Source organism: Cupriavidus sp. H18C2, from assembly GCF_049393795.1.
Classification (GTDB): Bacteria; Pseudomonadota; Gammaproteobacteria; order Burkholderiales; family Burkholderiaceae; genus Cupriavidus; species Cupriavidus pauculus_C.
On sequence record NZ_CP186010.1, the window covers coordinates 1,825,790 to 1,851,093 of the forward strand.

The 25,304-nt window shown below is 69.6% G+C and carries 21 protein-coding genes; 9 read left to right on the top strand and 12 right to left on the bottom strand.

The window, feature by feature from the left end; genetic code table 11:
- Window position 1: 1 nt before the first annotated feature.
- From EPAKOI_RS08280 to EPAKOI_RS08305, 6 genes are all read left to right on the top strand, one after another.
- Window positions 2-1,096 (top strand): malate/lactate/ureidoglycolate dehydrogenase, encoded by a 1,095-nt coding sequence (locus tag EPAKOI_RS08280; protein WP_313836603.1) that lies wholly within the window; start codon window positions 2-4, stop codon window positions 1,094-1,096.
- Window positions 1,097-1,111: 15 nt separating this feature from the next.
- Window positions 1,112-1,903 carry a 2-dehydro-3-deoxyglucarate aldolase gene (garL, locus tag EPAKOI_RS08285; protein ID WP_423193465.1) on the top strand — a complete coding sequence of 264 codons (792 nt, stop codon included), beginning with the start codon at window positions 1,112-1,114 and terminating at the stop codon, window positions 1,901-1,903.
- 26 nt (window positions 1,904-1,929) lie between these two features.
- Window positions 1,930-2,823, top strand: coding sequence for a 2-hydroxy-3-oxopropionate reductase (locus tag EPAKOI_RS08290; protein ID WP_124684220.1), 894 nt, complete (start codon window positions 1,930-1,932; stop codon window positions 2,821-2,823).
- A gap of 7 nt (window positions 2,824-2,830) precedes the next feature.
- On the top strand, window positions 2,831-4,570 hold the full coding sequence (locus tag EPAKOI_RS08295) for a LysR substrate-binding domain-containing protein (protein WP_423193466.1): 1,740 nt from the start codon (window positions 2,831-2,833) through the stop codon (window positions 4,568-4,570).
- A gap of 31 nt (window positions 4,571-4,601) precedes the next feature.
- Window positions 4,602-5,114, top strand: coding sequence for a GFA family protein (locus EPAKOI_RS08300; RefSeq protein ID WP_124684218.1), 513 nt, complete (start codon window positions 4,602-4,604; stop codon window positions 5,112-5,114).
- A 102-nt stretch (window positions 5,115-5,216) separates the two neighbouring features.
- Complete coding sequence (locus EPAKOI_RS08305; protein ID WP_124684217.1) at window positions 5,217-6,545, top strand: PQQ-dependent sugar dehydrogenase; 1,329 nt, start codon at window positions 5,217-5,219, stop codon at window positions 6,543-6,545.
- 225 nt (window positions 6,546-6,770) lie between these two features.
- Here EPAKOI_RS08305 and EPAKOI_RS08310 read toward each other — a convergent pair whose 3' ends face one another.
- Window positions 6,771-7,205 carry a MarR family winged helix-turn-helix transcriptional regulator gene (locus EPAKOI_RS08310; RefSeq protein WP_124684216.1) on the bottom strand — a complete coding sequence of 145 codons (435 nt, stop codon included), beginning with the start codon at window positions 7,203-7,205 and terminating at the stop codon, window positions 6,771-6,773.
- Between the two features lie 145 nt (window positions 7,206-7,350).
- Between EPAKOI_RS08310 and EPAKOI_RS08315 the strand changes: the two genes are divergently transcribed.
- Window positions 7,351-7,596: an FmdB family zinc ribbon protein gene (locus EPAKOI_RS08315; protein ID WP_124684215.1), complete on the top strand. Its 246-nt coding sequence runs from the start codon at window positions 7,351-7,353 to the stop codon at window positions 7,594-7,596.
- A gap of 155 nt (window positions 7,597-7,751) precedes the next feature.
- Window positions 7,752-9,047, top strand: a complete 1,296-nt coding sequence (locus EPAKOI_RS08320) for an Nramp family divalent metal transporter (RefSeq protein WP_423193467.1) — start codon at window positions 7,752-7,754, stop codon at window positions 9,045-9,047.
- 21 nt (window positions 9,048-9,068) lie between these two features.
- Here the strand turns inward: EPAKOI_RS08320 and EPAKOI_RS08325 are convergent, their stop codons facing one another.
- The 6 genes from EPAKOI_RS08325 to EPAKOI_RS08350 form a co-directional block, all read right to left on the bottom strand.
- A complete protein-coding gene (locus tag EPAKOI_RS08325; protein WP_423191964.1) occupies window positions 9,069-10,682 on the bottom strand; it encodes an EAL domain-containing protein in 1,614 nt (537 codons plus the stop codon).
- 125 nt (window positions 10,683-10,807) lie between these two features.
- Window positions 10,808-11,644: a tetratricopeptide repeat protein gene (locus EPAKOI_RS08330; protein ID WP_423191965.1), complete on the bottom strand. Its 837-nt coding sequence runs from the start codon at window positions 11,642-11,644 to the stop codon at window positions 10,808-10,810.
- Window positions 11,645-11,647: 3 nt separating this feature from the next.
- The gene (locus EPAKOI_RS08335) at window positions 11,648-12,574 is read right to left on the bottom strand and encodes a Ku protein (RefSeq protein WP_423191966.1); all 927 of its coding nucleotides are present in this window, start codon (window positions 12,572-12,574) and stop codon (window positions 11,648-11,650) included.
- Window positions 12,575-12,678: 104 nt separating this feature from the next.
- The gene (locus tag EPAKOI_RS08340) at window positions 12,679-13,638 is read right to left on the bottom strand and encodes an AraC family transcriptional regulator (RefSeq protein WP_313836589.1); all 960 of its coding nucleotides are present in this window, start codon (window positions 13,636-13,638) and stop codon (window positions 12,679-12,681) included.
- 129 nt (window positions 13,639-13,767) lie between these two features.
- Window positions 13,768-14,952, bottom strand: coding sequence for a BamA/TamA family outer membrane protein (locus tag EPAKOI_RS08345; protein WP_423191967.1), 1,185 nt, complete (start codon window positions 14,950-14,952; stop codon window positions 13,768-13,770).
- Window positions 14,949-15,746, bottom strand: coding sequence for a hypothetical protein (locus tag EPAKOI_RS08350; protein ID WP_423191968.1), 798 nt, complete (start codon window positions 15,744-15,746; stop codon window positions 14,949-14,951). The genes EPAKOI_RS08345 and EPAKOI_RS08350 overlap by 4 nt, the downstream gene beginning before the upstream one ends.
- 434 nt (window positions 15,747-16,180) lie before the next feature.
- On the opposite strand from EPAKOI_RS08350, the gene EPAKOI_RS08355 reads away from it, so the two are divergent.
- On the top strand, window positions 16,181-16,621 hold the full coding sequence (locus tag EPAKOI_RS08355) for a MarR family winged helix-turn-helix transcriptional regulator (RefSeq protein ID WP_124685099.1): 441 nt from the start codon (window positions 16,181-16,183) through the stop codon (window positions 16,619-16,621).
- An 80-nt stretch (window positions 16,622-16,701) separates the two neighbouring features.
- On the opposite strand, the gene EPAKOI_RS08360 is transcribed toward EPAKOI_RS08355, so the two are convergent.
- From EPAKOI_RS08360 to EPAKOI_RS08380, 5 genes are all read right to left on the bottom strand, one after another.
- On the bottom strand, window positions 16,702-18,540 hold the full coding sequence (locus tag EPAKOI_RS08360; RefSeq protein WP_423191969.1) for an FAD-dependent oxidoreductase: 1,839 nt from the start codon (window positions 18,538-18,540) through the stop codon (window positions 16,702-16,704).
- A 4-nt stretch (window positions 18,541-18,544) separates the two neighbouring features.
- Window positions 18,545-19,849 carry a c-type cytochrome gene (locus tag EPAKOI_RS08365; RefSeq protein ID WP_423191970.1) on the bottom strand — a complete coding sequence of 435 codons (1,305 nt, stop codon included), beginning with the start codon at window positions 19,847-19,849 and terminating at the stop codon, window positions 18,545-18,547.
- Window positions 19,849-21,336, bottom strand: a complete 1,488-nt coding sequence (locus tag EPAKOI_RS08370; RefSeq protein ID WP_172966114.1) for a glycine betaine ABC transporter substrate-binding protein — start codon at window positions 21,334-21,336, stop codon at window positions 19,849-19,851. The genes EPAKOI_RS08365 and EPAKOI_RS08370 overlap by 1 nt, the downstream gene beginning before the upstream one ends.
- A 477-nt stretch (window positions 21,337-21,813) precedes the next feature.
- Window positions 21,814-22,170 carry a cupin domain-containing protein gene (locus EPAKOI_RS08375; protein ID WP_313836582.1) on the bottom strand — a complete coding sequence of 119 codons (357 nt, stop codon included), beginning with the start codon at window positions 22,168-22,170 and terminating at the stop codon, window positions 21,814-21,816.
- A 22-nt stretch (window positions 22,171-22,192) separates the two neighbouring features.
- On the bottom strand, window positions 22,193-25,276 hold the full coding sequence (locus EPAKOI_RS08380) for a DNA translocase FtsK (RefSeq protein ID WP_423191971.1): 3,084 nt from the start codon (window positions 25,274-25,276) through the stop codon (window positions 22,193-22,195).
- Between the last annotated feature and the right edge of the window lie 28 nt (window positions 25,277-25,304).

Sequence of the window (25,304 nt, forward strand, 5' to 3'; positions counted from 1 at the left end):
CATGAGCGATCACCGCATTCCCACCGCCGGACTGCACCAGTGGGTTGTCGACCTGTGGCTGGCCGCCGGGTCCGACGCCCGCGAGGCCGCGCTGACCGCCGATCACCTGGTCGGCGCCAACCTGGCCGGCCACGATTCGCACGGCGTGGGCATGATCCCGAAGTACGTGATGTCGTGGCAGGCCGACCAGCTTCAGCTGAACCAGCAGGTCAGCGTGGTGCACGAATCGGGCGGCATCCTGAGCCTTGACGGCAACCGCGGCATGGGCCAGGCCGTGACCGAGCAGGCGATGCGGCTGGGCATCGCCCGCGCGCAGGAACACGGCGTGTGCGTGCTGGGGCTGCGCCGCTCGCACCATCTGGGGCGCGTTGGCCACTGGGCCGAGCAGGCCACGGCCGCCGGCATGATCTCGATCCACTTCGTCAACGTGCTGTCCAAGCCCATCGTGGCGCCGCACGGCGGCTACGACGCGCGCTTTGGCACCAACCCGTTCACGATCGGCGTGCCGGTGGCCGGGCAGCCGCCGCTGGTGCTGGACTTTGCCACCAGCGCCATCGCGCTGGGCAAGGTGCGCGTGGCCAACAACAAGGGCGTGCCCGTGCCGCCCGGCTGCCTGATGGACCCGCACGGCCATCCCACCGACGACCCGGCCGTGATGTTCCCGCACCCGGGCACGCCGCAGGGCGCGCTGCGCACGTTCGGCGAGCACAAGGGCTACGTGCTGGCGGTGATGTGCGAGCTGCTGGGCGCGGCCGTGACCGGCGGGCACACGATCCGCCCGGAGACGCTCACGCACGAGCACGCGGTCTGGAACAACATGCTGGCGATCATCTTCGACCCCGCGCGGCTGGGCAGCAGCACGACGTTCGGCCACGAGGTGGAAGCGTTCGTCGAATGGATGAAGGCGTCACGGCTGCAGCCCGGCAACGACGCCATCCGCCTGCCCGGCGACCCCGAGCGCGCGTGGCGCCGTGCCCGCGCCGAAGCCATTCCCGTGGACAGCAGCACGCTGGCCCAGCTTGACGATGCGGCCGCGCGCGTGCTGCAGGCGCGTGGCAAGTCGCCCGGCCCGCTGTCCGCGCTGGCCGCAGACTGAACAGGAGACCCCCGCATGACCAACACCCCTCACCTGCCGCAGATCCACCCGCTGCCCAACCGCTTCCGGGCCGACGTGCTGGCGCGCAAGCGGCTGATCGGCCTGTGGAGTTCGCTGGGCCAGCCCGTGACCAGCGAGATCGTCGGGCTGGCCGGCTTCGACTGGCTGCTGCTCGATGGCGAGCATTCGCCCAACGACGTGCTGACGTTCGCGCCGCAGCTGATGGCGCTCAAGGACAGCACCAGCGCCCCGGTCGTGCGCCCGCCGTGGAACGACCCGGTCATGATCAAGCGCCTGCTCGACATCGGCTTCTACAACTTCCTGATCCCGTTCGTGGAATCGGCCGACGAGGCGCGCCGCGCGGTGCGGGCCACGCGCTATCCGCCCGATGGCATCCGCGGCGTGTCGGGCGTGCAGCGGCAGAACCGCTTCGGCACCCTGCCCGACTTCTTCCAGACCATCAACGACAACATCTGCGTGCTGGTGCAGGTGGAAAGCCGAAAGGGCGTGGACAATATCGACGAGATCTGCGCGGAGCCGGGCGTCGACGGCATCTTCATCGGCCCGAACGACCTGGCGGCGGCCTACGGCCACCTGGGCAACCCGAACCACCCGGACGTGCAGGCGGCCGTGCAGCAGATCTACGACGCGGCCAACCGCGCCGGCAAGGCCATCGGCACGCTGGCCCCGGCGGACGCCGATGCGCGGCGCTACCTGGACATGGGCGCGCATTTCGTGGCCGTGGGCCTGGACCACGTGCTGCTGCGCGATGCGGCACGCGCGCTGCGCGAACGCTTTGCGTCCTGAAACTTCATTTCGATACGGATAGGAACATGAGCAAGCTCGGATTCATCGGACTGGGCGTCATGGGCAAGCCCATGGCGGAACATTTGCAGGCCGGCGGCCACACCGTGCACGCGCACACGCGCAGCGGCGTGCCGCAGGACCTGCTGGACAAGGGCGTGCAGGCGTGCGCCAGCGCCACCGAGGTGGCCCGGCAGGCCGACGTGATCTTCCTGATGCTGCCCGATACGCCCGACGTGGCGCGCGTGCTGTTCGGCGAGGGCGGCGTGGCCGAGGGGCTGAGCGCCGGCAAGATCGTGGTGGACATGAGCTCGATCTCGCCCATCGAGACGCGCGCGTTTGCGAAGAAGATCGAGGCGCTGGGCTGCGATTACGTCGACGCGCCGGTCTCGGGCGGCGAGGTGGGCGCCAAGGCCGCCACGCTGTCTATCATGGCCGGCGGCAAGCAGGACGTCTTCGACAAGGTGCTGCCGCTCCTGCAACGGATGGGCAAGAACATCACGCTGGTGGGCAACGTCGGGGACGGCCAGGTGGCCAAGGTGGCCAACCAGGTGATCGTGGCGCTGACCATCGAGGCCGTCAGCGAGGCGCTGGTGCTGGCCGCCAAGGCTGGTGCCGACCCGGCGCGCGTGCGGCAGGCGCTGATGGGCGGCTTTGCCAGTTCCAAGATTCTGGAGGTCCATGGCGAGCGGATGATCCAGCGCACGTTCAACCCAGGCTTCCGCATCGAACTGCACCAGAAGGACCTGAACCTGGCGCTGTCCACGGCCAAGGAACTGGGGCTAGGGCTGCCGAACACGGCATCGACGCAGCAACTGTTCAACGTCTGCGTGGCGCAGGGCGGCGCGGGCTGGGACCATTCGGGGCTGGTCAAGGCCATCGAGCATTTGTCGTCGTTCGCCATCGGCGACAAGGCGGGCTGAGACCGGCATGACATCACCCATGGGTCCGGCGCTCAATTCCGACGACCTGGCGTGCTTTGTCTGCGTGGCCAACACGCAGAGCATCTCGCGCGCGGCGCTGGAACTGGGCGCGGACCAGTCGACCGTGAGCCGCCAGATCGCGCGGCTGGAGACGGCGCTGGACACGCGCCTGTTTCATCGCAGCGGACGCGGCGTGGTGCTGACCGAAGCCGGCTCCACGCTGCTGGGCTACGCGCGGCAGGTGGCCGCCACGCTGACCGAGGCACGCGCGGCCGTGCGGGCGTCGACCGCGCAGGGCCCGTCGCAACTGGTCATCGCCGCGCAGCCGACCATCGCCAACACGGCGTTCGCGGCCATCGGCACCGCGCTCAAGCAGCGGTTTCCGGCAACCAGGCTGCGGTTCGTGGAGGGGCTGGCCAATCCGGTGCTGGCGTGGCTGGCGGCCGGCGAGATCGACGTCGCCCTGCTCTACCTGCCCGAGCAGCAGGGCGCGCTGAAGGTGGATGTGCTGCTGGAAGAAGACCTGACGCTGGTCGCGCCGACGTCATGGAGCCATCTGGGCCCGACGTTTCCGGCGCGGCGTTTGGGCGAGGTGCCGCTGATCCTGCCCAGCACGGCCAACGGCCTGCGCGTGCTGGCCGAATCGCTGGCCACGCGCGTCGGCACCACGCTGAACATGGCGATGGAGTGCGATGCGTCCAATACGGTGGCGATGCGGCTCGTGGAAGACGGCTGCGGCGCCACGCTGCTGCCGTTTGCCGCCGTGGCCGACCGCGTGGCACAGGGCCGCCTGCATTCCGCGCGGATCATCGATCCGGTGGTGACGCGGCAGGTCGCCATGACCACGGCCCGCAATCGCCCGGTGGTGCCCGAGCTGTGGGACATCATGCAGACGGTGCGGCAGTCCGTGCGGAATATCGTGATGTCGGGGGGCGTGGCCGGGAGCGCGGCTGGTGTAGGGGAAAGGCTGTGTGGGGGGGAGGAGACGCTGCTGGGTTGCTCCCCTCTCCCGCCTGCGGGAGAGGGGCTGGGGGTGAGGGCCGGCGGTTCAAATTGGGACAAGTCGCTGATTGCACCGCAACGCCCTCACCCCCGACCCCTCTCCCGCGATGCGGGAGAGGGGAGCCAACCGCGAGACCGGGAAACGCCATCAGCCCGGTACGTGCCCGTCAGCCGTGGCTTCCCAACCGCCTTACTGCTTCGTCGTCCCGCTCTGCAGTTCGGCCTTGGCGGCCTCGTCGGCGGCCTTCTTGGCGTCCTTGCGTTCGGCCTTGGCGGCGCCGACTTCCTGCTTGTATTCGCCCTTGGCGGCCGACTTCTCGGCCTTGTACTGGTCATTGGCGGCCTTGCGGGCCTCGCGGCGCTCCACCAGCGGGTCCTTCGGCGGCTGGAGCTGGACGGTGCCCGGGGGCACCGCGGTGGTGGTGCCGGCCGGAGCGGTCGTGGTCTGGGCAAAGGCCGAGGCGGAGATCATGCCGGCTGCCAGGGCGCCAATCAGCGAAGCGGTGCGGATGGTTCGTTGCTTAGACATGTGAGACCTCTCAGGTGGTTGTTATCGAAAAAACGCGGCCCGTGTTGCCTGCCGCGTGCCCAGTTTAGAAGCGGTGCCGTGGTCCGCGTGCCGCATTCACACAACTCCTTACAAAAACTCGCCTGCGCTGACAGACATCGACTGACAACACCACAGTTTTTGTCGAATTTTGCGAATTTCGTGCCTTGCTCCCTGCTGGCATGTCGCCCAAACTGAACCGCATCGACCATGCCCGTCAGGAGTCGCCATGCATCTCGAAGGTTCATGCCAGTGCGGTGCCGTGCAGTTCAGCCTGGAGTCCGATTCGCCCTACCCCTACATGCGTTGCCACTGCTCGATCTGCCGCAAGACCGGCGGCAGCGGCGGCTTTGGCATCAACCTGGGCGGCGATGCCCACTCGCTGCGCGTGAGCGGCCAGGAACACGTGGCGCACTTTCACGCCGTGATCCGCGAGCCGGGCAAGCGGCCGAAGCGATCGAAGGGATACCGGCACTTCTGCAGGCAGTGCGGCAGCCCGCTCTGGATGTGGGACCCGCGCTGGCCCGATCTGGTCCACCCCTACGCCGGCGCCATCGACACGCCGCTGCCCCGGCCGCCCGATGTGGTCGAGGCCGGGCTGGACTACGTGGCGCCGTGGGTTGAGGTGCCGCGCGGCAAGGGCCATCGCCATGTGGGCACATGGCCGGAGGAATCGCTGCGCGAATGGCATGCGCGGCACGGGCTGCTGTCGTCCGTGGGCGCTGCAGAATCCGACGGCTAATCGGACGGTTTCCGACAGGCCCTGGCCGCCGCGCTGACATACTTCGCGCCCGCGCGATCCTATGCTCCAGGCAGCAACGACGCCGCAACCCAGGAGCCTGCGATGCGCGAATATTTGATCTACCCGATGGCCTCGCTATTCGCGATCGCGGCGGTGACGCTGCTGGTCGGATGTGGCGAATCGGCCAAGCTGCCCGACGCCGCCGGCTATGGCCCGGCCCCCAAGCTGCCGGCGCCGCACAAGACCATGGTGCCCACCGTCCACGTGGCCCCGGCCAAGGGCTGGGACAACGGCAAGGCGCCCACGGCCGCGCAGGGCATGCGCGTGGCCGCGTTTGCCGACCAGCTCGAACATCCGCGCTGGCTCTACGTGCTGCCCAACGGCGACGTGCTGGTGGCCGAGACCGACGCCCCGCCCAAGCCCGACGACGGCAAGGGCATCAAGGGCTGGGTCATGAAGATGCTGATGAAGCGGGCCGGCTCGAACACGCCCAGCGCCAACCGCATCACGCTGCTGCGCGACACCGACGGCGACGGCGTGGCCGACCAGCGGTCGGTCTTCCTGCAGAACCTGAACTCGCCGTTCGGCATGGCGCTGGTCGGCGAGGACTTCTATGTCGCCAACACCGACGCCGTGGTGCGCTTCCGCTATACGGCCGGGCAGACCAGCATCACCGAGCCGGGCCAGAAGGTGGTGGACCTGCCGGCCGGCCCGCTGAACCACCACTGGACCAAGAACATCATCGCCAGCCCCGACGGCAGCAAGCTGTACGTGACGGTAGGCTCCAACAGCAACGTCGCCGAGAACGGCATCGACAAGGAAGCGGGCCGCGCGGCCATCTGGGAAGTCGACCGGCAGAGCGGCCAGCATCGTATTTTCGCCAGCGGGCTGCGCAATCCGAACGGCATGGCGTGGGAGCCGACCACCAAGGCGCTCTGGACGTCGGTCAACGAGCGCGACGAGATTGGCAGCGACCTCGTGCCCGACTACATCACGTCGGTCCGTGACGGCGGGTTCTACGGCTGGCCGTACAGCTACTACGGCCAGCACGTCGACGAACGCGTCAAGCCGCCCGCGCCGGACATGGTGGCCAAGGCCATCATCCCGGACTACGCAGTCGGTGCCCATACGGCCGCGCTGGGCCTGACCGGGGCCACCGGCAACAGCCTGCCGGCACAGTTCCAGAACGGCATGTTCGTCAGCCAGCATGGCTCGTGGAACCGCAAGCCGCGCGCCGGCTATAAGGTGATCTTCGTCCAGTTCGACCAGGGCAAGCCGGTCGGCGCCCCGTTGGACGTGCTCGGCGGCTTCCTCGACAACGAAGGCAACGCCCAGGGCCGCCCCGTCGGCGTAGCCATCGACAAGCGCGGCGGGCTGCTGGTGGCGGATGACGTGGGGAACCGGGTGTGGCGGGTGAGCGGGGGGAGTTGATGTATCGCTCGGCGTTGTTTGCTCCCCTCTCCCGCCTGCCCGGAGAGGGGCCGGGGGTGAGGGCCAGCCGTTCACATTGAGACAGGTCGCAATTTGCACCGCAACGCCCTCTCCCCCAACCCCTCTCCCGCGCGCGGGAGAGGGGAGCAAAGCCACAGGCGTGGAAGCGCAAACCGCTCGCGGGAGAGCGAAGCAAACCGACGCAACCATCGCCGCCCACCACCCCTATCCCTTCAGCAAATTCCCCCGCGCGCGCTGCAGGAACTCCAGGAACTGCTCGATCTCCGTCTCGGAGAATCCGCCCAGCGCCTGCGCCGTGACCACGTCGCCCACGTCCCTCGCGGCGTCCAGGGCCAGGTCGGCTTTCTCCGTCAGGCGGACCATGCGTTCGCGGCGGTCGTCGGGGTTCGGGCGGCGGGCGATCCAGCCGCCCTCTTCCATGCGGTCCAGCAGGCGGCCGGCGGAAATCGGCGCCACTTCCATCAGGTCGGCCAGCGCGGCCTGGTTCATCTCGCCGTGGAACGACAGGTAGGCCATGGCGCGATACTGGGCCCGCGTCAGGTCCAGCGACGCGCGCGACAGGTCGTCGAAGCGCTTGCCCGACAGCCGGCCCACGTCCGCCACCAGAAAGCCGAAGCGCTTTTCAAGGTTCTTTTCCATGCGCGCGATTATAGGGAGTTGCGTGATTCGGTTTGCTGACGAAAACCCTGATCCTTTCGACATCGCCCGGCGCGCGTGGCGCGTGCGCACGCGCCATGGGATTGCGCTAAGCTGGGCGCCAACCTGGCCCTGTTCCGGAGCGGCGATGCCGACCTACGACTACCGATGCGGTACCTGCGGAGATTTCTCCGAATTGCGGCCGATGGCCCGCCGCGACGAGCCGGCCGTCTGCCCCGGCTGCGGCGGCGTGGCGGCGCGGGCGCTGGTGGCGGCGCCGGGGCTGGCTGGTGGCTCGGCCGACGCCGGCGCGGCCAGCCACGGCGCGGCGTGCGCGTGCTGCGGGCCGGTCAAGCTCGCAGGACGCGCGGGCGGCGGCGGATGGAGCCGCTAGTCTTACCGTTCCACTGGCGTCAGCCGGCGCATCCCCGGCTTTGGCAATCCCCTTGTTAGCCAAAGCCAATTGGGAATAATTCTCAACAACCCCCTAGAATGCAGTATCGGGGTCGTGCGATCCCTTGCCCTCCTCTGGATCACCTGGACGCCACCATGCCCCCGCCCACCGATTCCGCCGCCCTGCCCGCCGCGCCACCCGCGCGGCGGTCGCGTGTTGCCTTCTTGGGGGCGGGCGCGCTGGTGGCCGTCGGCTACATGGACCCCGGCAACTGGGCCACGGCCATCGCCGGGGGCGCCAAGTACGGCTACAGCCTGCTGACCGTCGTCGCGCTGTCCAGTCTCGTGGCGATGCTGCTGCAATGGATTGCCGCGCGCGTCGGCGTGGTTACGGGGCGCGATCTGGCGCAACTGTGCCGCGAACGGTTTCCGCGCCGCGTGACGCTGGGGCTCTGGGTGGCCAGCGAGATCGCGATCATCGCCTGCGACGTGGCCGAGGTGGTCGGCAGCGCCGTGGCGCTCCAGTTGCTGTTCCACGTCAAGCTCTGGGTCGGCGTGCTGATTGCCGCCATCGTCACCATCGTCATGCTGGCGGTGCAGCGCTACGGCCAGCGCACCATGGAGGCCATGGTGGCCGGGCTGATCCTGATGGTGGCCCTGTGCTTCGTCGCCCAGCTGGCCATGGCGCAGCCCGAATGGGCCGCCGTGCTGGGCGGCATGGCGCCGTCGGCCGATCTGGTGCGCGACGCCGGCATGCTCTGGCTGGCCGCCGGCATCGTCGGCGCCACGGTCATGCCGCACAACCTCTATCTGCATTCGTCGCTGGTGCGCCGCTTCACGCCGCCGCCCGGCACCCGCACCGCGCGCCGCCGCACGTTCGTCGAAGTGCTCGGCGGCATGAACCTCGACACCTTCGGATCGCTCGGTTTCGCGTTCCTGATCAACGCCGCGCTGCTGATCCTGGCCGCCTCGGTGTTCCACGCCAACGGCCTGACCGACGTGGAAGACCTGGCCGACGCGCACCGCCTGCTGGCTCCGCTGCTGCATTCGGACCTGGCCAGCCTGCTGTTCGCCGTGGCGCTGCTGGCCTGCGGGCTCAATTCCACGCTGACCGGCACGCTGGCCGGGCAGGCCGTGACGGAAGGCTTCCTGGACCTGAAGATGTCGCGCATGCGCCGCGCGCTGCTGACGCGGGCCGTGGCCATCGTGCCGGCGCTGGCGGCGGTGTGGGTGTTCGGCGAGCACGGCTCGGCCAGCCTGCTCGTGGCCAGCCAGGTGGTGCTGAGCCTGACGCTGCCGCTGGCCGTGGTGCCGCTGATCCTGTTCGGCGCCGACCGCCGCCTGATGGGCGCCTGGCGCGTGCGCGGCGTACCGCTGGTGCTGGCCGCCGCGTCGGCGCTGCTGATCATCCTGCTCAATGGCGCGCTGCTCTGGCAGACCGCCTTGGCCTGAGCCCGGCGCCGTACCTTCCGCCTAGACCGCCGCGGGCGCCTCGGCCGCTTCGGCACCGGACTGTTCGTTGACCCAGATGCCACGCCGCGCCAGGATGCTGGCCGGCGGCGCCGGGCGCTGGTACAGGTAGCCCTGCGCCCAGTCCACGCCGGCCTCGGCAATCAGTGCGTGCTGGGCCTCGGTCTCAATCCCCTCCGCAATCACCACCAGATGGAAATGGTGCGCCATGCTGACGATGCTGCGCAGCAGCGCGCGGGCGTTGGCGTCCACGTCCTGTGTGAACTGGCGGTCGATCTTCAGGTAGTCGAACGGCAGGCTGCGGATCAGGTCCAGGTTGCTGTTGCGCGTGCCGAAGTCGTCCACGGCCAGCCGGATGCCCGATTCGTGCAACCGGTCGAATGCCTCGCGCGTGGCGCCGCTGTCACCCAGCAGGTGGCGCTCGGTAATCTCCAGCACCAGCCCGGAGCCGTCCGGCATGGCGCGCTGCAGCGCGTCCAGGTCGTGCAGGAAGGTGCGGCGGCGCAGGTTCAGCGGCGCGGCGTTGACGGCCATGTGCAGCGGCGCCAGCGGGCCGTAGCGGTTCATGTCTTCCACCACGCGGCGCAGCACGAAATGCGTGATGTCGTCGATCAGTGGCGTGGACTCGATGGTCTCGATGTACGACCCCGGCGGGATGCTGCCCCAGCGCGGATGCTGCCAGCGCAGCAGCGCCTCGGCGCCGATCCAGCGCCGGGAACCCACCGCGACGATGGGCTGGTACGCCACATGGAAATCCCCGCGCCGCAGCGACTGGCGCACCGCCTGCATCAGCAGCCGGCGCGGCGCGGCCACCAGCAGGAACAGCGCCACCGCCAGCAGCCCGCCCAGCAGGCCGATGGCGCCGTACAGCAGGTCGTACTTGCGGCGCACCGTGGTCACGTAGTCGGCCGACGCGGCCACGTGCACCTGCATCGGCCACGCCGTGGAGCGCGACGTCACGCCGCCGCCGGCCACCTTGACCGGCGCCGCCAGAAATGTCCCATCGTGATAGATCGACGCCTGCCCCACGCTGAGCACGACTTCCGACGCCCCGAAGGCCAGGCCGTGCGACAGCGTATCGGTCACGTAGCGCCCGTCGATCAGCAGGAAGGTGCCGCTGCCGGGCTGCCCGGGCTGCTGCAGGAACATTGCCAACGCCGGCGCGTACGTGCGAAACGGGGTGCCCTGCACCAGCATCAGCCGCTGGGGCGTGCCGGTATCGAGGTCGCGGAAGTAGTAGTCCAGCGGCACGCTGACCGCGCCGCGCGTGGACGAGCAATAGATGACCCCGCGCTCGGCGATGCCGACCGCGCGGATGTACGGGATGAAGCTCTGCGCGGTGCCCAGCGGCTGCTCGATCTGGCCGCACGGCTGGCCCGCCAGCTTGGCGGCGTGCTGGCGGCCCTGCGTGCCGGCGGTCTCGACCATGCGGTCCAGCGCCGCCACGATCTCGGTGCCGATGCCCACCTCGCGCTGCGTGACGATGCGGTCCACCTGCCGCCTGCCCAGCGCCACGGCCACCGCGACGAAGCACAGGCACGTGAAGATCCACACCAGCAGCGTCATCGGCGACACATGCCAGCCGCCAAAACGCTCGCTCCAGAAATTCGAAGCCAAAAGTCCCCTCGTCGTTGTCGATGCCCGTTTCCGCAGATTGTGGGGCGGATGGACGTATGAATACTGTCGGTGGCACGCCTACACGGAAGTGGAGACCGCGGCAAAGTGTCGGTGACGGCACCGGCCTACAACACGGGTTCGAGCTTGCGATACTGGTTGTAGTGCCGGATGGCACGATGCGGGTCGCCGAGCGCTTCGTGCAGCCGCGCGGCGTTGTAGTGGGCATCGGCAAAGTCGGGCGCCAGCGCGATGCAGGCGTGGTAGCTCTGCAACGCCTCGCGCATCGAACCGGCATCCTCCAGTGCCACGCCCAGGTTGAAATGAATTAACGGCTGGCGAGACAGATAACTAAGGGCTTGCCGGTACTGCGCGATGGCCTCGGCCAGCCGCCCCTGGTCGCACAGCAGGCAGCCGAGATTGAGCCACGCATCGAGGAAATCGGGCGCCTGGGCCACGGCCGTGCGGTACGCGGCTTCGGCTTCACCCGGCGAGACGGGCTCCAGCGCGACGCCGCGATCGAACCACGCGACCGGATCGTCGGGGTGGCTGGCAGCGATGGGGTTGGGCGCGGGCCGGCGGCGCAGGTCCACCACCTCGGCGGCGTCGTGGCCGGGCGCGTCATCGAAATCGAGCACGAACTGGCCCGAATCGACATGCCAGCGCCCGCGCCGGTCCTGCACGGCCACGTCGCCGCCCACGGCCGTCACGCGCAGGCCGGTGGGCGGGCGGCCCTCGCCCAGGCCCTGCAGGCGGCGCAGGGACCGCGTGACGTGGCGCGTGGGGATGCCCGCCTCGCGCAGCGACTGCGCGGTGCGCAGCAGCACCACGTCCTGGAAGCTGAATCGATACTCGCGCCGCGCGCCGCGCCGGGGCGCGATCACGCCGGCGGCAATCAGCGCGGTGATGACGGTGCGCGAGATGCCCAGCAACGCCTGGACATCCCGCATCGAATACGCTTGCATGGGCTACTTGCGCGCCGCCCGCTTGGGGGTCTCGGCGGGGGCGGCGGCCGCGCGGCGGGCGGTCTTGCGGGCCGGGGCCTCGGCCGGCGCCGCAGCCTTGGCGGCGGCCTTGCCGGTGGATTTGGCCGGCGCCTGCGCGGCCGGTTGGCGCTTGTTGGCGCCGATGCTCTTGCGCAGCGCCTCCATCAGGTCGATCACCTCGCCGCCGGACGGCGCGGGCGTCTCGGCCGCCACGGTAATCTTCTTGCCGGCGATCTTCTTGTCGATCTGCTCCAGGATGCGCGCCTTTTCCTCATCCACATAGGCGCTGGCATCGTAGCCATCCACGGCGTTCTGCTCGATCAACTGCTGCGCGAGCTTGAGTTCTGCCGGCGCCACTTCGGTTCGCTCGACATGCAGGTCGGCCATGTCGCGTACCTCGTCGGCGTACAGCAGCTGCTGCAGGATCAACCCGTCATTGCCCACGCGGATCTGCACCATGTATTGCTTGCCCTTCCACGCCCACTTGGCCAGCGCGCAGGTGCCGGTCTCCCGCATGGCCTCGGCCAGCAGGTTGTAGGGCTTGGCGCCGCGCTTGTCGGGGCCCAGGTAGTACGCCTTGTCGTAGTAGATCGGGTCGATGGCGCCCACGTGCATGAACGACACGATGTCGATGGTCTGCTCGGCGGCATCTTCCAGCGCCTTGAGTTCATCGGGCGTGAAGGTCACATAGCGGTCTTTCTCGAATTCGTAGCCCTTGACCATGTCGGCGCGCTCGACCACCACGTCTTCCTTGAGGCAGATGTACTGCTGGCGCAGCCGCGAGCCGCAGCCCTTGTGCAGCAGGTTGAAGCCGACGGCGGCCTTGCTCTCGGTGGCCGAATAGACCTTCACCGGGATGGAAACCAGCCCGAAGCTGATGGATAGCGAGGCAATGGAACGTGCGGCCATGGCGACATCTCCCGGGCAAAGGAACGGGGCAAACGTCCACCCAGTGTAGTCCGCGCGACGCGCGGCGCCAGTCGGCCCGGCCGATGTCTCGCGTCAGAGACGTCCTACGCGGCCTGGGCCGGGGCGTCGCCGTCGGCCGCCGCGCTGCGCAGCGCGCGCTGCTGGCGGCGGTAGGCACCGGGGCCGACGCCGAAATGCTGCGCGAACACGCGCCCGAACGCGGCCTGCGAGGCGTAGCCGCACTGCTCGGCCACGGCCGCCGCCGACATTCCGTCCTTGCGCAGCAGCCGGGCGGCGCGCTCCATGCGCAGCGTGGTCACCAGTTCGAGCGGCGTAATGCCGACTTGCGCAAAGCGGCGGGCCAGCGTGGCGCGCGACACGTTGCAGACCTCGGCCAGGCTGTCCACCGTCCACGGCTGCTCGGGATGCCGCACCACGGCGTCCACGGCCCGGGCCAGCCGCGCATCGGCCATCAGCGCCAGCACGCCGCGCGAGACCGCGCCGCGGGCGATCAGCGTGCGCAGCAGCACCGTGAACAGCGCGGTGGACAGGTCCGCGATGATCGCCGCGCTGCCCGGCCCCGGCGCGTCCGCTTCCACATGCATCATGCCGATCAGCCCGCGCAGCCAGCCCAGGCCAGCCTCGCCGCCGCGCGCGGTCTGCACGCACAGCATCTCCGGCAGCGTGCGCAGCAGCACGTCGGCCGCGCTGCCGAGCACAAAGGTGCCGCAGAGGATGTCCAGCGGCGCGGCGGCGCCGGGCACGGTCACCTCGGTCACCACGCCGTTGAAATGGCGCGATTCGGCCGGGCGCGACTTGCCGCCGTGCAGGCCCGACAGCGTATGGGCCGCGCCGTGCGGGAACAGCAGCACGTCGCCGGCGGCCACGCGCAGCGTCTCGGCGCCCATCGCCACGTCGGCCTGCCCGTCCAGGATGGCGTGGTACGGCACATGCCCCGGCGCGGCCTGCGCATTGTGGGCCGACCACGCGCCGGCCACGCGGCAATGCAGGTCCACCGTGCCGGACGGCGCCAGCAGGCGCACCAGTTCGCTAAGGCTATCCATGGGGTTTCGGGAACGTGAGACGAATCGGCAAGAAGTTGCGCGGATTCTAATCCAGACGGATCGGTACCGTATGTACTGCGACACCACGCTGGACTTCCCGGCCGTGGCCTGACGCCGGGCCGGCGGCGCCTATTTCCAGGCGCTGCCGACCTGGATGTAGAACGCGTTCTGGTCGCGGCTGTGGGCCACGTCGACGCCCATCGACAGGCCCAGCTTGCGCGCAATCATGTACCGGAAGCCGCCGCCGACGCTGACGACCGTGCTGGCATCGGCAAAGTCGTGCCAGCGGCCGTACGCCTTGCCGGTACCGGTGAACGCCAGCACCGACCAGCGCGGCGTGACGTCCCAGCGCAGCTCCACCTCGGCGGCCAGCGCGTTGCGGTCCTGGTAGCGGCCCTTCTGCACGCCGCGCAAGTCGACGTACGGCTGGGCATAGAACGGCACCTCGCCGGTGGAGAACTTCGTGTCCGCGCGCAGCCCCAGGATCCACGCACGCGCCAGCGGCAGCCACGTGAAGCCGCGCGCGTTGTACATGTTGAAGCTCTGCGTGCTGCCCAGCCCGCCGCGCGCGAACTGCGCCTCGATCTCGGCGTAGCTGCCCTTGTTCGGAAAGAAGATGTTGTCGCGCGAGTCGTAGTCGATGACCAGCCCGCCCTTGCCGATGCGCTGGTCCTTTTCCAGCGGCCCCAGCTCGCCGGTGCTGGCGCCGAACTTGAACGTCGCCGACGTATCGGCATAGACGTAGCGCGGGCCGACGTACCAGTGCGAATCGCCCAGGCGGAACAGCAGTTGCTGGACCAGCGCAAAGCCGTCCAGCGCGTAGGCGCGCGGCTGGTTCTGCAGCCCGAAGTATTCGAGGTTGGCGTTGACCTTGCCGACCGCGCCCAGGTAGCGGATCCGGTCGCCGCCCCAGGTGTGGAAGTGCGCGGCGCCGGCGGCCCAGGTGCCGTTTTCGGTATAGGCGCCGCCGATGGCCGTGATGTTGGGCGGCGCCGGCCCCTTGCCCGATTCGCGGGCATGCTGGGCGGCCTCGGCCATCGATTCCGAGAAGAATGCCAGCCCCAGGCCCAGGCCATAACCGATCGCCGGCTCGGTGATGATGGCCGGCACCGGCAAGGCGCCCTTGTGATGGAGCAGGAAATCGCTCAGGTCGAGCATGCCGTCTTCCGGATCGAAGAACGACAGCTTGGGAGCCGGCGCTGGAGCCGGCGCCGGGGCGGTCGATTCGGCCGTCTCCGGCACGGCCAAGGCCGGCCCTGCCGACAGCGCCAGCGTCGTGGCCAGTGCGAGCGGAACGGCCCGGCGCGCTGTCATTTTCCGAACGTCATGTTGAGGCCGGCGAAGACCGTCCACTGCGGCAGGCCCGACCCCTCGTGCAGCACGGTGTACTGCGGCTCGACGAACAGGTTGAACACGGTGTTGCCCTCCTTCCATGCCTTGCCCGCGCCCAGGCCGACCGGCACGTAGTAGGTGCCGCGCTGGAGGTCGAAGGTCCAGATGCCCGTCGACCGCAGGTACCAGCCGTTGGGCAGGTTGAAGATCGCAAACGGCTGCGCGGTCAGCGATTGCACGTCGGGCCGGCTGCTCTGCCCCGCGAACGAATGCTGCCACTGCACCAGCATGCCCAGCAGCCGCGCGGGCGTGGGATCGACCACCACGGCGGCCAGCCCGGCCTGCCATTTGCCGGTACCCAGGCTGGGGTCGGTGGCGGTGGGAATCGTCAGCAGCGGGCCGACGCCGATCTGCACGCCCTGGCTGCGCAGCAGGAAGATGTCGAACAGGTTGATGTCGCCCAGCCCGGTCTCGTACGAGCCGTCGGCCTGGGGCCGCGTGCTGATGGGCACGGTGCCGCGCAGGATCTGCGGCACGCCCACCAGGCGGCCCGGCGCGATGGGCACGGTCGGCCGCAGCAGGAAGTCGTTGGTGTGGGCGCCGCTGTCGTACAGGCGCGGCGTGTAGTAGTTGTGCAGGTTGAAGGCGGGCGCCAGGTTGAGCGGGTTGTTGCTCTTGTTGGCCAGCTCGGCGCTGGACTGGGCCTGGGCGGCGGGACAGAAGGCGGCCAGTGCCAGGCATCCCCCGGCGATCTTCAGTGCAAATCGCGCACGCATTGTTCGGACTCCAAGACAAAGGCGGATGCCGCCGGGCGGCAATGCAAATCTTCGGGCCAATGTACCGGACGCTCCGCGCGGTGGCGTGCCGCGTCGTCATGAACTTTCTCGTGGGGCGCGTTAAGAAGTTTTGCCGGCGGACCGCCCCCGCTGGCGCCGTATCACACATTGACATAATGTCGAGTCATTCGATAACCCGTACGGGGGATTATTCGAAAATCCACCCATTTGAGTCAATGGTAATGAAGCGATACAGTTTTCGCGTATTCCACTTCATCTAAATCAAAAGACAATAAAATTGAATTCCCCTTCGGCAATGGATTTGCCAGACTATCGTCCGACGAATGTTTTGGAGAGTCTGCATTCGATCAGGGTGTGGGCCGGATAACCCGCCGGCCCACTTTTTGACAGGCGTCATGCAAAAGGAAACCACGGTGAAGCACTACACACCAGACAATTTCCAGCTCACCCAGAGCATCGGCTTTCATCTGAACAAGGCACGCAACAGCCTGCTCGTGGAAATGGATTCGGCGCTGCGTCCGCTCGACATCAACGGCCAACAGATGGGAATTCTCCTATCACTGACGCGCGGCATGGCCAGTACGCCATTCGAAATCAGCAAACTGCTCGGCATCGACAGCGGGCTGATGACACGGATGCTGGACAAGCTTGAGGAAAAGGGTCTGCTGGAACGCAGCCGCAGTATCGACGACCGGCGCGTCGTGAATCTCACGCTCACCCCGAAAGGTCGGACCATCGCGTCGGAAATCCCCACTATTGCACCGGAGGTGCTCAATCACCGGCTACAGGGATTTACCGTTGAGGAATTCGAGGAGTTCCACCGGCTGCTGCAGAAGTTCGTGACTGGCAATTGAGGCATTTATCGCGCACACGCATCAGAAGTGACAAAACAGACGACGACGGCAAAATCGCACGACGGGATTCTGACCGGGTTTCAGCTTCCCTCCGGCAAGGCCAGCACCGCGCGCTGGGCCTGCTCGATCGCGGCGGTTACCGACGGGCTGCCGGCCACGTCGGCACCCGCGATACGGATGTTGCCCACGCCCTGCCCTGCCTGCGCCAGCGCCGCCTGAAGCCCGGCATCGTCGGGCGCCAGCGTCGACGGCATGTAGCTGTAGCCGTGCGCCCAGCGATTGACGGTCAGGCCGCGGATGTCGCGGGCGGACTGGAAGCCGCCGGGGCCCAGCATGCGGTCCAGTTGCCGCCGGATATCCCGCTCCAGCACATCGAAAGGCGTGCCCAGCAGCAGGGCGCGGCCCGCGCGGAAGCGGTCGCGCGCGGGCATCCCGCTGTCCGGCACCGTCGGCACATAGGCCATGTGCAGCACCACGGGGTCGTCGCGCTGACCTGACGGGGATTCCAGCCAGATATCCGAATACGCCATGGTCGGCGCGTGGATGCGCCACGCCTTCAGCGCGTCGAACGCCCGCCAGTTATCGAGTGCCACCTTGGTGTAGATCAAAGGTGCCTTGACCGCCGCGCGCAAAGCCGTGCGGGCCGCCACCGGCAGGGTGGGCAGGATGAACGGCACCATCATGCCGTAGCCGGCCACGACCACGTGCTGCGCCTCCACGCGCTGCAGGTTGCCCTGCCAGCCATAGGTGACGCGCGTGATGCGCACGTCGGGCTCGATGGCGATGGCCGTGCTGTTAAGCCGGATCCGCACCGGCTTGCCTTCCACATCGAGCTTGCCGTAGTCGAACCGGGCGTCCTGCAGCGGCGCGCCGGCGCCACCCGGCATGGCCCCCGGCACAAGCCGGGCCACCAGCGCGCGGGCCAGCGTGGCGTTGCCATCGGCAAACCACAGCCGCGACGCGGCCGACTGGCCTAGCCGGGTGTCGAGCACCGGGGCCGGCATGCCCGCGCCCGCCGGCAGTCCGATGGCGATGGCCTGGGCGACGCTGATGCCGTCGGCATCGAGCGCGTAGGCGTCCTGGCTGCGGGCGCGCAGGAAGCGCAACCCGGCCAGCCCCAGCCCGGCCTTGTCGCGCAGGAACGCGGCGTAGCGCGTGGTCGACAGGTAGCCGCGGCGCGCTTCGGCCGGCATCCCCGCCAGATAGTCGACCTGCCCCTGCGCCAGCCGCAGCAGCGCCTGCCGGTCCGCGGCCGGCAATGGCGCCCGCGCCAGGAAATCTCCCAATCCGTCCAGCGACGGCGGCCCGCCCCGCAGCCGGGCGTCGATCAGCGTGCCGAACGGGTCGGCCGCCAGCCACTGGTCGCGCCCGAAGTGCTCGGCATCGAAGAACACCGCCCGCCCCAGCCCGCGCCGCCCGTAGACTTCACCCGGTACCGCCCGGGCCGGTGCGCCGGGTGCGATGCCCAGCCCGGCCAGCAGCGCCTGCACGGCCGCGTTGTCGCTGGCTGACGGCGGCATCCCCGCGCTGCCGCCGTACGTGACGAGCCGCCGGCCACGGACCGTGAACTCGTTGCGCTTGGCATGGCCGCCGAAATCGTCGTGATTGTCGAGGATCAGGATGCGCCGGCCGGCCCCGAAACGCCGCTGGTAGAACCATGCCGCCGCCAGCCCGCTGATCCCGCCGCCCACCACCACCAGGTCATACGCCTCTTTCGCCAGCACGCCCGGATAGGACGCCCCCTCGCGCGCCAGGCTGTGGGCCAGCGTGAAGGTGCCCGCATGGTTGCCGCGCAGCCCGGTCAGCGCCGGCGGATACGGCCCGGCCGGCGGGTTCGCGGCCAGCAGCCGGGCCGGCGCCATGCCGGCCGCAATCGTCAGGGCCGTGCCGTTGAGAAAGTCTCTGCGGGTGATGGTCATGGGATCACGGGGTCTCGGGCGCGCGCAGGCCCAGCGCGCGGCGCCGGGCGGCCACCGCTTCCTCGGTGACCGGCGCGGCCTGGTTGCCCCAGCTACGCCGGATGAACGTCAGCAGGTTGGCCAGCTCCTGGTCTTCCATCGTCCAGCCGTAGCCGGGCATGTGGTAGTCGGTGGGCGCGGTCTGCACGCGGGCCGTCACGGCGCCTTCGAGCAGCAGGTTGACCAGCGAGGCGGGATTGGGGTCGACCACGGTCGGATTGCCGGCCAGCGGCGGAAACACCCGCGCAAAGCCCTTGCCGCTGGCCTGGTGGCACGGCATGCAGTAGGTGGCGTACTGCCGGGCGCCGGGCGTGTCGAAGCGGCCCTGTTCGAGCCGCGCGGCCGCGGCGGGGTCGTAGCGATACGGCTGCGTCTCGCCGCGCGCGGGCGGGATCGATTTCAGGTAGGTCGCGACGGCGTCCAGATCCGCGGCGTTCATGAACTGTGTGGACGTGGCGATCACCGTCGACATCGGCCCGAACGACGTGGCGTGCGCGTTGCGGCCCGTGTGCAGGTATTCGACGACATCGGCCTTCGACCACGCGCCCAGGCCGGTCAGCATGTCGCCGGTCAGGTTGGTGGCCGACCAGCCCTCGACCATGGCACCCGACAGGAACTGCCGACTGCCCGCGTCGCGGCCCTTCTCGCCATACAGCGCACCGCGCGGCGTGTGGCACGCGCCGCAATGGGCCACGGCCTGCACCAGATAGGCGCCGCGCCGCCAGGTCTCGCCCTGCCCCGCGTCGGCCCGGACCGGATCGTCGCGCAGATGCAGCCAGTTCCACGGCACCAGCAGCCAGCGCATGCCGTAGGGCCAGCGCAGCGACGTGTCGCGGTTGGCTTGGCGTACCGGCTGCACCTCGCTGCGCAGCCACGTGTAGAGCGCCGCCACGTCATCGCGCGTCATGCGGGCGTAGGACGGGTACGGCATCGCCGGATAGAGCCGCTTGCCGTCGCGCGCCTGGCCGTGGCGGACGGCGCGGTCGAAGTCGTCGAGCGTGTAGCGGCCCAGGCCGGTCTCCGGGTCGGGCGTGATGTTGGTCGAGTAGATCGTGCCGGCGTCGGTCTGCAGCGCCAGTCCCCCAGCCATCGGCGCGCCGCCGGGCGCCGTGTGGCAGGCCACGCAGTTGGCGATACGGGCCAGATAGCGGCCCTGCGCGACCTGGGCGACCTGGGCGGCGGGGTCGGCCGGCGCGGCGTGCGCGGCCAGCGGCATGGCCAGCAGCGCCAGCAGCCCGCGCATCGTCGTCTGTATCGTGTCCCGCCTCATCAGACTGCCCGCCTCCGGCGCGTCCACCATTCCACGCCGCCGAACGCGCCCTGCAACAGCATGGCCAGCAGCGCGGCCGGGATGGCACCCGCCAGCAGCAGCGTCGAATCGTTGAGCGCCAACCCGGTGACGATGCGCTCGCCATAGCCGCCCGCGCCAACAAACGCGGCAATCGTCGCCGTGCCCACGCTGATCGTCGCCGCCGTCTTGACCCCGGCCAGCACCACCGGCATTGCCAGCGGCACCTCAACGTAGCGCAGCACCTGCAACGGCCGGAAACCGAGCGCGCGCGCCGCGTCGCGCATGCCGGGCGGTATCTCCTGCAGGCCGGTGCAGGCATTGCGGACGATCGGCAGCAGCGCGTAGAGGAACAGCGCGATCAGCGCCGGCCAGACGCCGATGCGCCCCAGCAGCGGGATCAGCATCGCCAGCAGCGCCAGCGACGGCACGGTCTGCAACACCCCCACCAGCACCAGCAGCGCCTGCCCCAGCCGCCGCCGGCGCGCCGCGACGATGCCAAGCGGCACCCCGACCAGCGTGGCCGCCCCCACCGCGCCGCCCACCAGCGCCAGATGCCGCACGGTCAGACGCCAGGTATCGGCACCGGTCAGTACCGCCAGCAGACCCTGCGGGCGCGCGGCCGCGGCCGGGCCGGCGTGGCCTGCCAGAAAGCGCCGCGCCACGGCCGCGAACGATTCGCCATCGATCTCGGCCGCTGCGTTCATGTCGATCATGTCCGCCACCGAGATGCGGCCGTGGAGCTGCCGCACGGCCTGCCACGCGGTCGGGAAGCGTCGGGCAACGTCGAGCCGGTAGACGATCACGGCGTCGTAGCGCGGAAAGACGTGCAGGTTGTCGGCCAGCACGCGCAGGTGGAACTTGCGGATCTTGGCGTCGGTGGCGTAGATGTCGGTCGCATCGATCTGACCGTTGGCGACGGCCTCGTAGGCAATGCCGTGGTCGATGCCGACGGGCTTCTGCGGCAGCCCGTAGCGCTGCACGAGCGCCGGCCAGCCATCGGCACGGCCCAGGAATTCGTGCGACAGGCCCACGCGCAGCCCCGGCTGGCTGGCCAGATCCGCCAGCGTGCGCAGCGCACCCGCCCGGGCGTCGGCCACGGCAATGGCATAGGTGTTGTCGAACCCCAGCGGAATCGCCGCGCCCAGCCCCATCGGCGCCAGCGCGGCGTTGATCTGCTCAAGCGTGGCAGCGGCGCCCGGCAGCTTCAGGATCTCGCTGGCGAGCGTGCCGGTGTAATCGGGATAGGCATCGATCGACCCGGCCTTGAGCGCCTCGAACACGATGGCCGTGTTGCCCAGCCCCGGCACATGGCGCACGTCCGCATGCGGCGCCGCCGTCTGCGCGAGGATTTCGCCCAGGATGTATGACTCCGTGAAGCGCTTGGACCCGATGCGCAACGTATCCGCACGGGCCACGCCGGCGAGCAGGCCCGCCAGGGCAATCCAGACAACGAGCAGCCGGGGGATGTGGGGCAAGCCGGAGTCTCCGGGTGAGTTCTGCCGACATCATAAAGCCATACGAGGGCCATACAAGGGTCGGAGCAGCCAGGATCGCCGGTGGGCCGATGGTTTGGTCCGCTCTCCCGCAACGCGGGAGAGGGGCCGGGGGAGAGGGCTCAGCGGTTCAAACAGCGACCCGTCGGCAAGCAGAGCCTCAACGCCCTCTCCCCTGCCCCTCTCCCAAAGGGAGAGGGGAAAAGCAAATGCGGGGCGATGTTCGTGACCGCCCGACGGTTTGCTCCCCTCTCCCAAAGGGAGAGGGGAAAAGCAAATGCGGGACTACGTTTGTGACCGCCCGATGGTTTGCTCCCCTCTCCCGCAACGCGGGAGAGGGGCCGGGGGAGAGGGCTCAGCGGTTCAAACAGCGACCCGTCGGCAAGCAGAGCCTCAACGCCCTCTCCCCTGCCCCTCTCCCGGCGGGAGAGGGGAAAAGCAAATGCGGGGCTACGTTGACCGCCCGATTGCCGGCGCCACGTGCACGGCCAGCCAGATTGTCGGCTGGGCGGCGTCGGTCCAGGCTACGCGGTGGCGGCAGTGGGCGGGCAGGTGGAGCCAGTCGCCGGCGCCCAGGGTGTGGGTGGGGCCGTCTTCGATCTCGACGGCGGCGGTGCCGCTGATGAGCAGCACCCATTCGTCGTCGGCTTCGTCGTACCAGAAGCCGGGCGGGCTGGCCTGGCCGTTCGAGACGATCCGCTCGATGCGGACCTGGCCTGTGCCGGCCCAGCGCAGCAGTTCGGTGAAGACCTCGCCGTCGGCGTGGACCGGGACGTCGCCTAGCAGGTTGCCCTGGGTTGCGTGCATGGCGGGTGGTCTCCCGGGTGCGTCAGTCGGCGGGCCCGCCGGGGGCGATGACCTCGCGCGTCCCGTTGCGGCCCATGGGCGAGACCAGCCCCGCCACTTCCATCTGCTCGATCAGCCGCGCCGCGCGGTTGTAGCCGATGCGCAGTTGCCGCTGGACGGCGGATATCGACGCCCGGCGCGACGTCAGCACGAACTGGGCGGCCTCGTCGTACAGCGGATCGGCCTCGCCATCGCTGCCGCCTTCGCCGAACAGGTCGGCCGCGCCCTCGGGTGCGTCGCCGGCCAGGATGGCTTCCTCGTAGTCGGGCTCGCCAAACTGCTTCCAGTGCTCCACCACGCGGTGCACTTCCTCGTCGGCCACGAACGCGCCGTGCACGCGTTGCGGGTAGCCGGTGCCCGGCGGCAGGAACAGCATGTCGCCCTGCCCCAGCAGGCTCTCGGCGCCCATCTGGTCCAGGATGGTCCGCGAATCGATCTTCGACGACACCTGGAACGCCACGCGCGTCGGGATATTGGCCTTGATCAGGCCCGTGATGACGTCCACCGACGGCCGCTGCGTGGCCAGGATCAGGTGGATGCCGGCCGCCCGCGCCTTCTGCGCCAGCCGCGCGATCAGTTCCTCGATCTTCTTGCCGGCCACCATCATCAGGTCGGCCAGTTCGTCGATGACCACCACGATCAGCGGCAGCGTCGACAGCGGCTCGGGCGCGTCGGGCGTCAGCGAGAACGGGTTCGGCACCTTCTGCTCCGCCGCCTCGGCCGCGCGGATCTTCTGGTTGTAGCCGGCCAGGTTGCGCACGCCCAGCGCCGACATCAGCCGGTAGCGCTTCTCCATCTCGCCGACGCACCAGTTCAGCGCGTGGGCGGCCTGCTTCATGTCGGTGACCACCGGCGCCAGCAGGTGCGGAATGCCCTCGTAGACCGACAGCTCCAGCATCTTCGGGTCGATCATGATCAGGCGCACGTCCTCGGGCGTGGCCTTGTACAGCATCGACAGGATCATCGCGTTGACCGCGACGGACTTGCCCGAGCCCGTGGTGCCGGCCACCAGCAGGTGCGGCGCGCGGGCCAGATCGGTGACCACCGGGTTGCCGGTGATGTCCTTGCCCATCGCCAGCACCAGCTTGGACGCATGGTGATCGAACGCGCTGCCGCTGACGATCTCGGACAGCCGGATCATCTGCCGCCTGGCGTTCGGCAGTTCCAGGCCCATGCAGGTCTTGCCGGGAATCGTCTCAACCACGCGGATCGACGTCACGCCCAGCGCGCGCGCCAGGTCCTTCACCAGTCCCACCACCTGCGCGCCCCGCACGCCGACGGCCGGATCGACCTCGAAGCGCGTGATCACCGGCCCGGCGCTGGCGCCCACCACGGACACCGGCACCTTGAACTCGGCCAGCCGCTGGGCGATCAGGTCGCCGGTCTGTTGCAGCCGTTCCTCGGAAATCTGCTCGGCGTTGCCGCCGACGTCATCGGGCGCCGGTTCGAGCAGGTCGGTGCCCGGCAGGCGGTAGTCGACCGGCGGGCGCGGCGCTGGCGGCGGCGGCACTACGGCCGGGGCCGGGGCCACGGCTGCCGGCGGCGTGGCCGGGGTCAGCGGGACGGTACGGCCGACCACGGCTGGCAGCACGATGCGCGGCTTGGGCGTGGGCTGGACGAAGGCGTTGGCGTCCTCGACCGGGGACGGGTCCTCGGCGACGGGCGGCGGGGCGTCGACGGCCTGGGCGACGTCCGGCTCGGGCGCGCTGGCTTCGACCGTCTCGGCGTCGGAAATCGACGCAGCCACGGCGGCGTCGATGGCTGCCGACGTCGATGGGGATGGCGGGGAGGCGGTGAGGACTTCGGCCGGCGATTCCGATTCGATAGCCGCCTCGACCGCCTCTTCGGCACCCAGTTCGATGGCAGCAGGCTCGACCACCGATGGTGCTAACGCGGCTTCGGTCAAAGCCGGTGTTTCCACCGGCTGCCCGGCCAACTGGCGCAGTTCGGCCAGCAGCGCGAGCGCTTCTTCGCGGATCGATTCCAGCGTGACGGGGGCGTCGTCCGCTGCCGTAACCGGCGCGACATTGGCGACCGGCGCCGGCTGTTCGGCCTGCACCACTACCGGCGGCGCCGGTACGGGCGGGGCGTCGACCACGGCGACATCGGCATCGGCTTGCACCGCTGCCACGGCCGGCTTGGCCATCGCCTCGGGCAGCGTCGTGACGGCCGAGCGCAGGCCGAGCTGGGGATTGCGGAACGGGCTGCTGACCACGGTGGCCTGCGGCGGCGGCGCGGGACGGGCTGCCGCGGGCGCAGCCGGACGGGGCGACGGCTTCTGCGGTGCGGGGACAGGACGCGATTCATGACGCGATTCATGACGCGATTCATGACGCGAAGCCGGCCGCACCGGCGCAACACCCGCCGGCTCGCGGTTCACGGCGCCCGGGGCCTCGGCGTGATGGAGCCAGATCTCGCCCGGCTGGGGCGGCGACTGGCGCGTGCGCGGCGGCGGCTGCCATGCTGGCTGGCGGCGCGCGGACACGGCCTCGATGCCCTTGTGGCGCGGCGACTGCCATGCGGGCGTGGACTGGGACGGCAGCGACGTCGTCTCCCAGCGCTGGCCCGCGTCGCGGGCGGCTGGCTGCGACGGCGCGCCATCGTGGCGGAAATCGGGACGGCTGTCGGCACGGGCATCCGCGCGCAGATCGGCACGCAGGTCAGCACGGGAATCGGCACGCGACTCGTGCCGGGTGGCGGCGGGCGCCTCGTCGGCGTCGGTGCGGGGCCGGCGCAGCAGGAACAGGCTGCGCCACGTCTCGCCGAATACCATCGGCGCGGCCAGGCCCAGCACGGCCAGCATCATCAGCAGCGCGCCGGTCCATCCGAGCATGCCGCTCGCGGTGCCGGCCAGCGCATGGCCCACGGCACCGCCGGCCGTGTCAGCTTCGCCGCCGGTCAGGGCTTCCAGCGTGGCACTGGCACCCAGCACCAGCACCGTACCCATCCAAACACGCAGCGAACCGCGGCCGAACAGCCGGCGATCACCGGCGAGCACGCGGCCCACCGTTCGCCAGACCAGCGGCAACAGCCAGAAGGTGGACAATCCGAACCAGCCCAGACCCATTTTAGATATGACACATTCAAAACCACGG

Coding starts and splice junctions, on each gene's coding strand:
- EPAKOI_RS08280 (WP_313836603.1), top strand. CDS start 2: ATGAGCGATCACCGCATTCCCACCGCCGGACTGCACCAGTGGGTTGTC.
- garL (WP_423193465.1), top strand. CDS start 1,112: ATGACCAACACCCCTCACCTGCCGCAGATCCACCCGCTGCCCAACCGC.
- EPAKOI_RS08290 (WP_124684220.1), top strand. CDS start 1,930: ATGAGCAAGCTCGGATTCATCGGACTGGGCGTCATGGGCAAGCCCATG.
- EPAKOI_RS08295 (WP_423193466.1), top strand. CDS start 2,831: ATGACATCACCCATGGGTCCGGCGCTCAATTCCGACGACCTGGCGTGC.
- EPAKOI_RS08300 (WP_124684218.1), top strand. CDS start 4,602: ATGCATCTCGAAGGTTCATGCCAGTGCGGTGCCGTGCAGTTCAGCCTG.
- EPAKOI_RS08305 (WP_124684217.1), top strand. CDS start 5,217: ATGCGCGAATATTTGATCTACCCGATGGCCTCGCTATTCGCGATCGCG.
- EPAKOI_RS08310 (WP_124684216.1), bottom strand. CDS start 7,205: ATGGAAAAGAACCTTGAAAAGCGCTTCGGCTTTCTGGTGGCGGACGTG.
- EPAKOI_RS08315 (WP_124684215.1), top strand. CDS start 7,351: ATGCCGACCTACGACTACCGATGCGGTACCTGCGGAGATTTCTCCGAA.
- EPAKOI_RS08320 (WP_423193467.1), top strand. CDS start 7,752: ATGCCCCCGCCCACCGATTCCGCCGCCCTGCCCGCCGCGCCACCCGCG.
- EPAKOI_RS08330 (WP_423191965.1), bottom strand. CDS start 11,644: ATGCAAGCGTATTCGATGCGGGATGTCCAGGCGTTGCTGGGCATCTCG.
- EPAKOI_RS08335 (WP_423191966.1), bottom strand. CDS start 12,574: ATGGCCGCACGTTCCATTGCCTCGCTATCCATCAGCTTCGGGCTGGTT.
- EPAKOI_RS08340 (WP_313836589.1), bottom strand. CDS start 13,638: ATGGATAGCCTTAGCGAACTGGTGCGCCTGCTGGCGCCGTCCGGCACG.
- EPAKOI_RS08345 (WP_423191967.1), bottom strand. CDS start 14,952: ATGACAGCGCGCCGGGCCGTTCCGCTCGCACTGGCCACGACGCTGGCG.
- EPAKOI_RS08350 (WP_423191968.1), bottom strand. CDS start 15,746: ATGCGTGCGCGATTTGCACTGAAGATCGCCGGGGGATGCCTGGCACTG.
- EPAKOI_RS08360 (WP_423191969.1), bottom strand. CDS start 18,540: ATGACCATCACCCGCAGAGACTTTCTCAACGGCACGGCCCTGACGATT.
- EPAKOI_RS08365 (WP_423191970.1), bottom strand. CDS start 19,849: ATGAGGCGGGACACGATACAGACGACGATGCGCGGGCTGCTGGCGCTG.
- EPAKOI_RS08375 (WP_313836582.1), bottom strand. CDS start 22,170: ATGCACGCAACCCAGGGCAACCTGCTAGGCGACGTCCCGGTCCACGCC.
- EPAKOI_RS08380 (WP_423191971.1), bottom strand. CDS start 25,276: ATGGGTCTGGGCTGGTTCGGATTGTCCACCTTCTGGCTGTTGCCGCTG.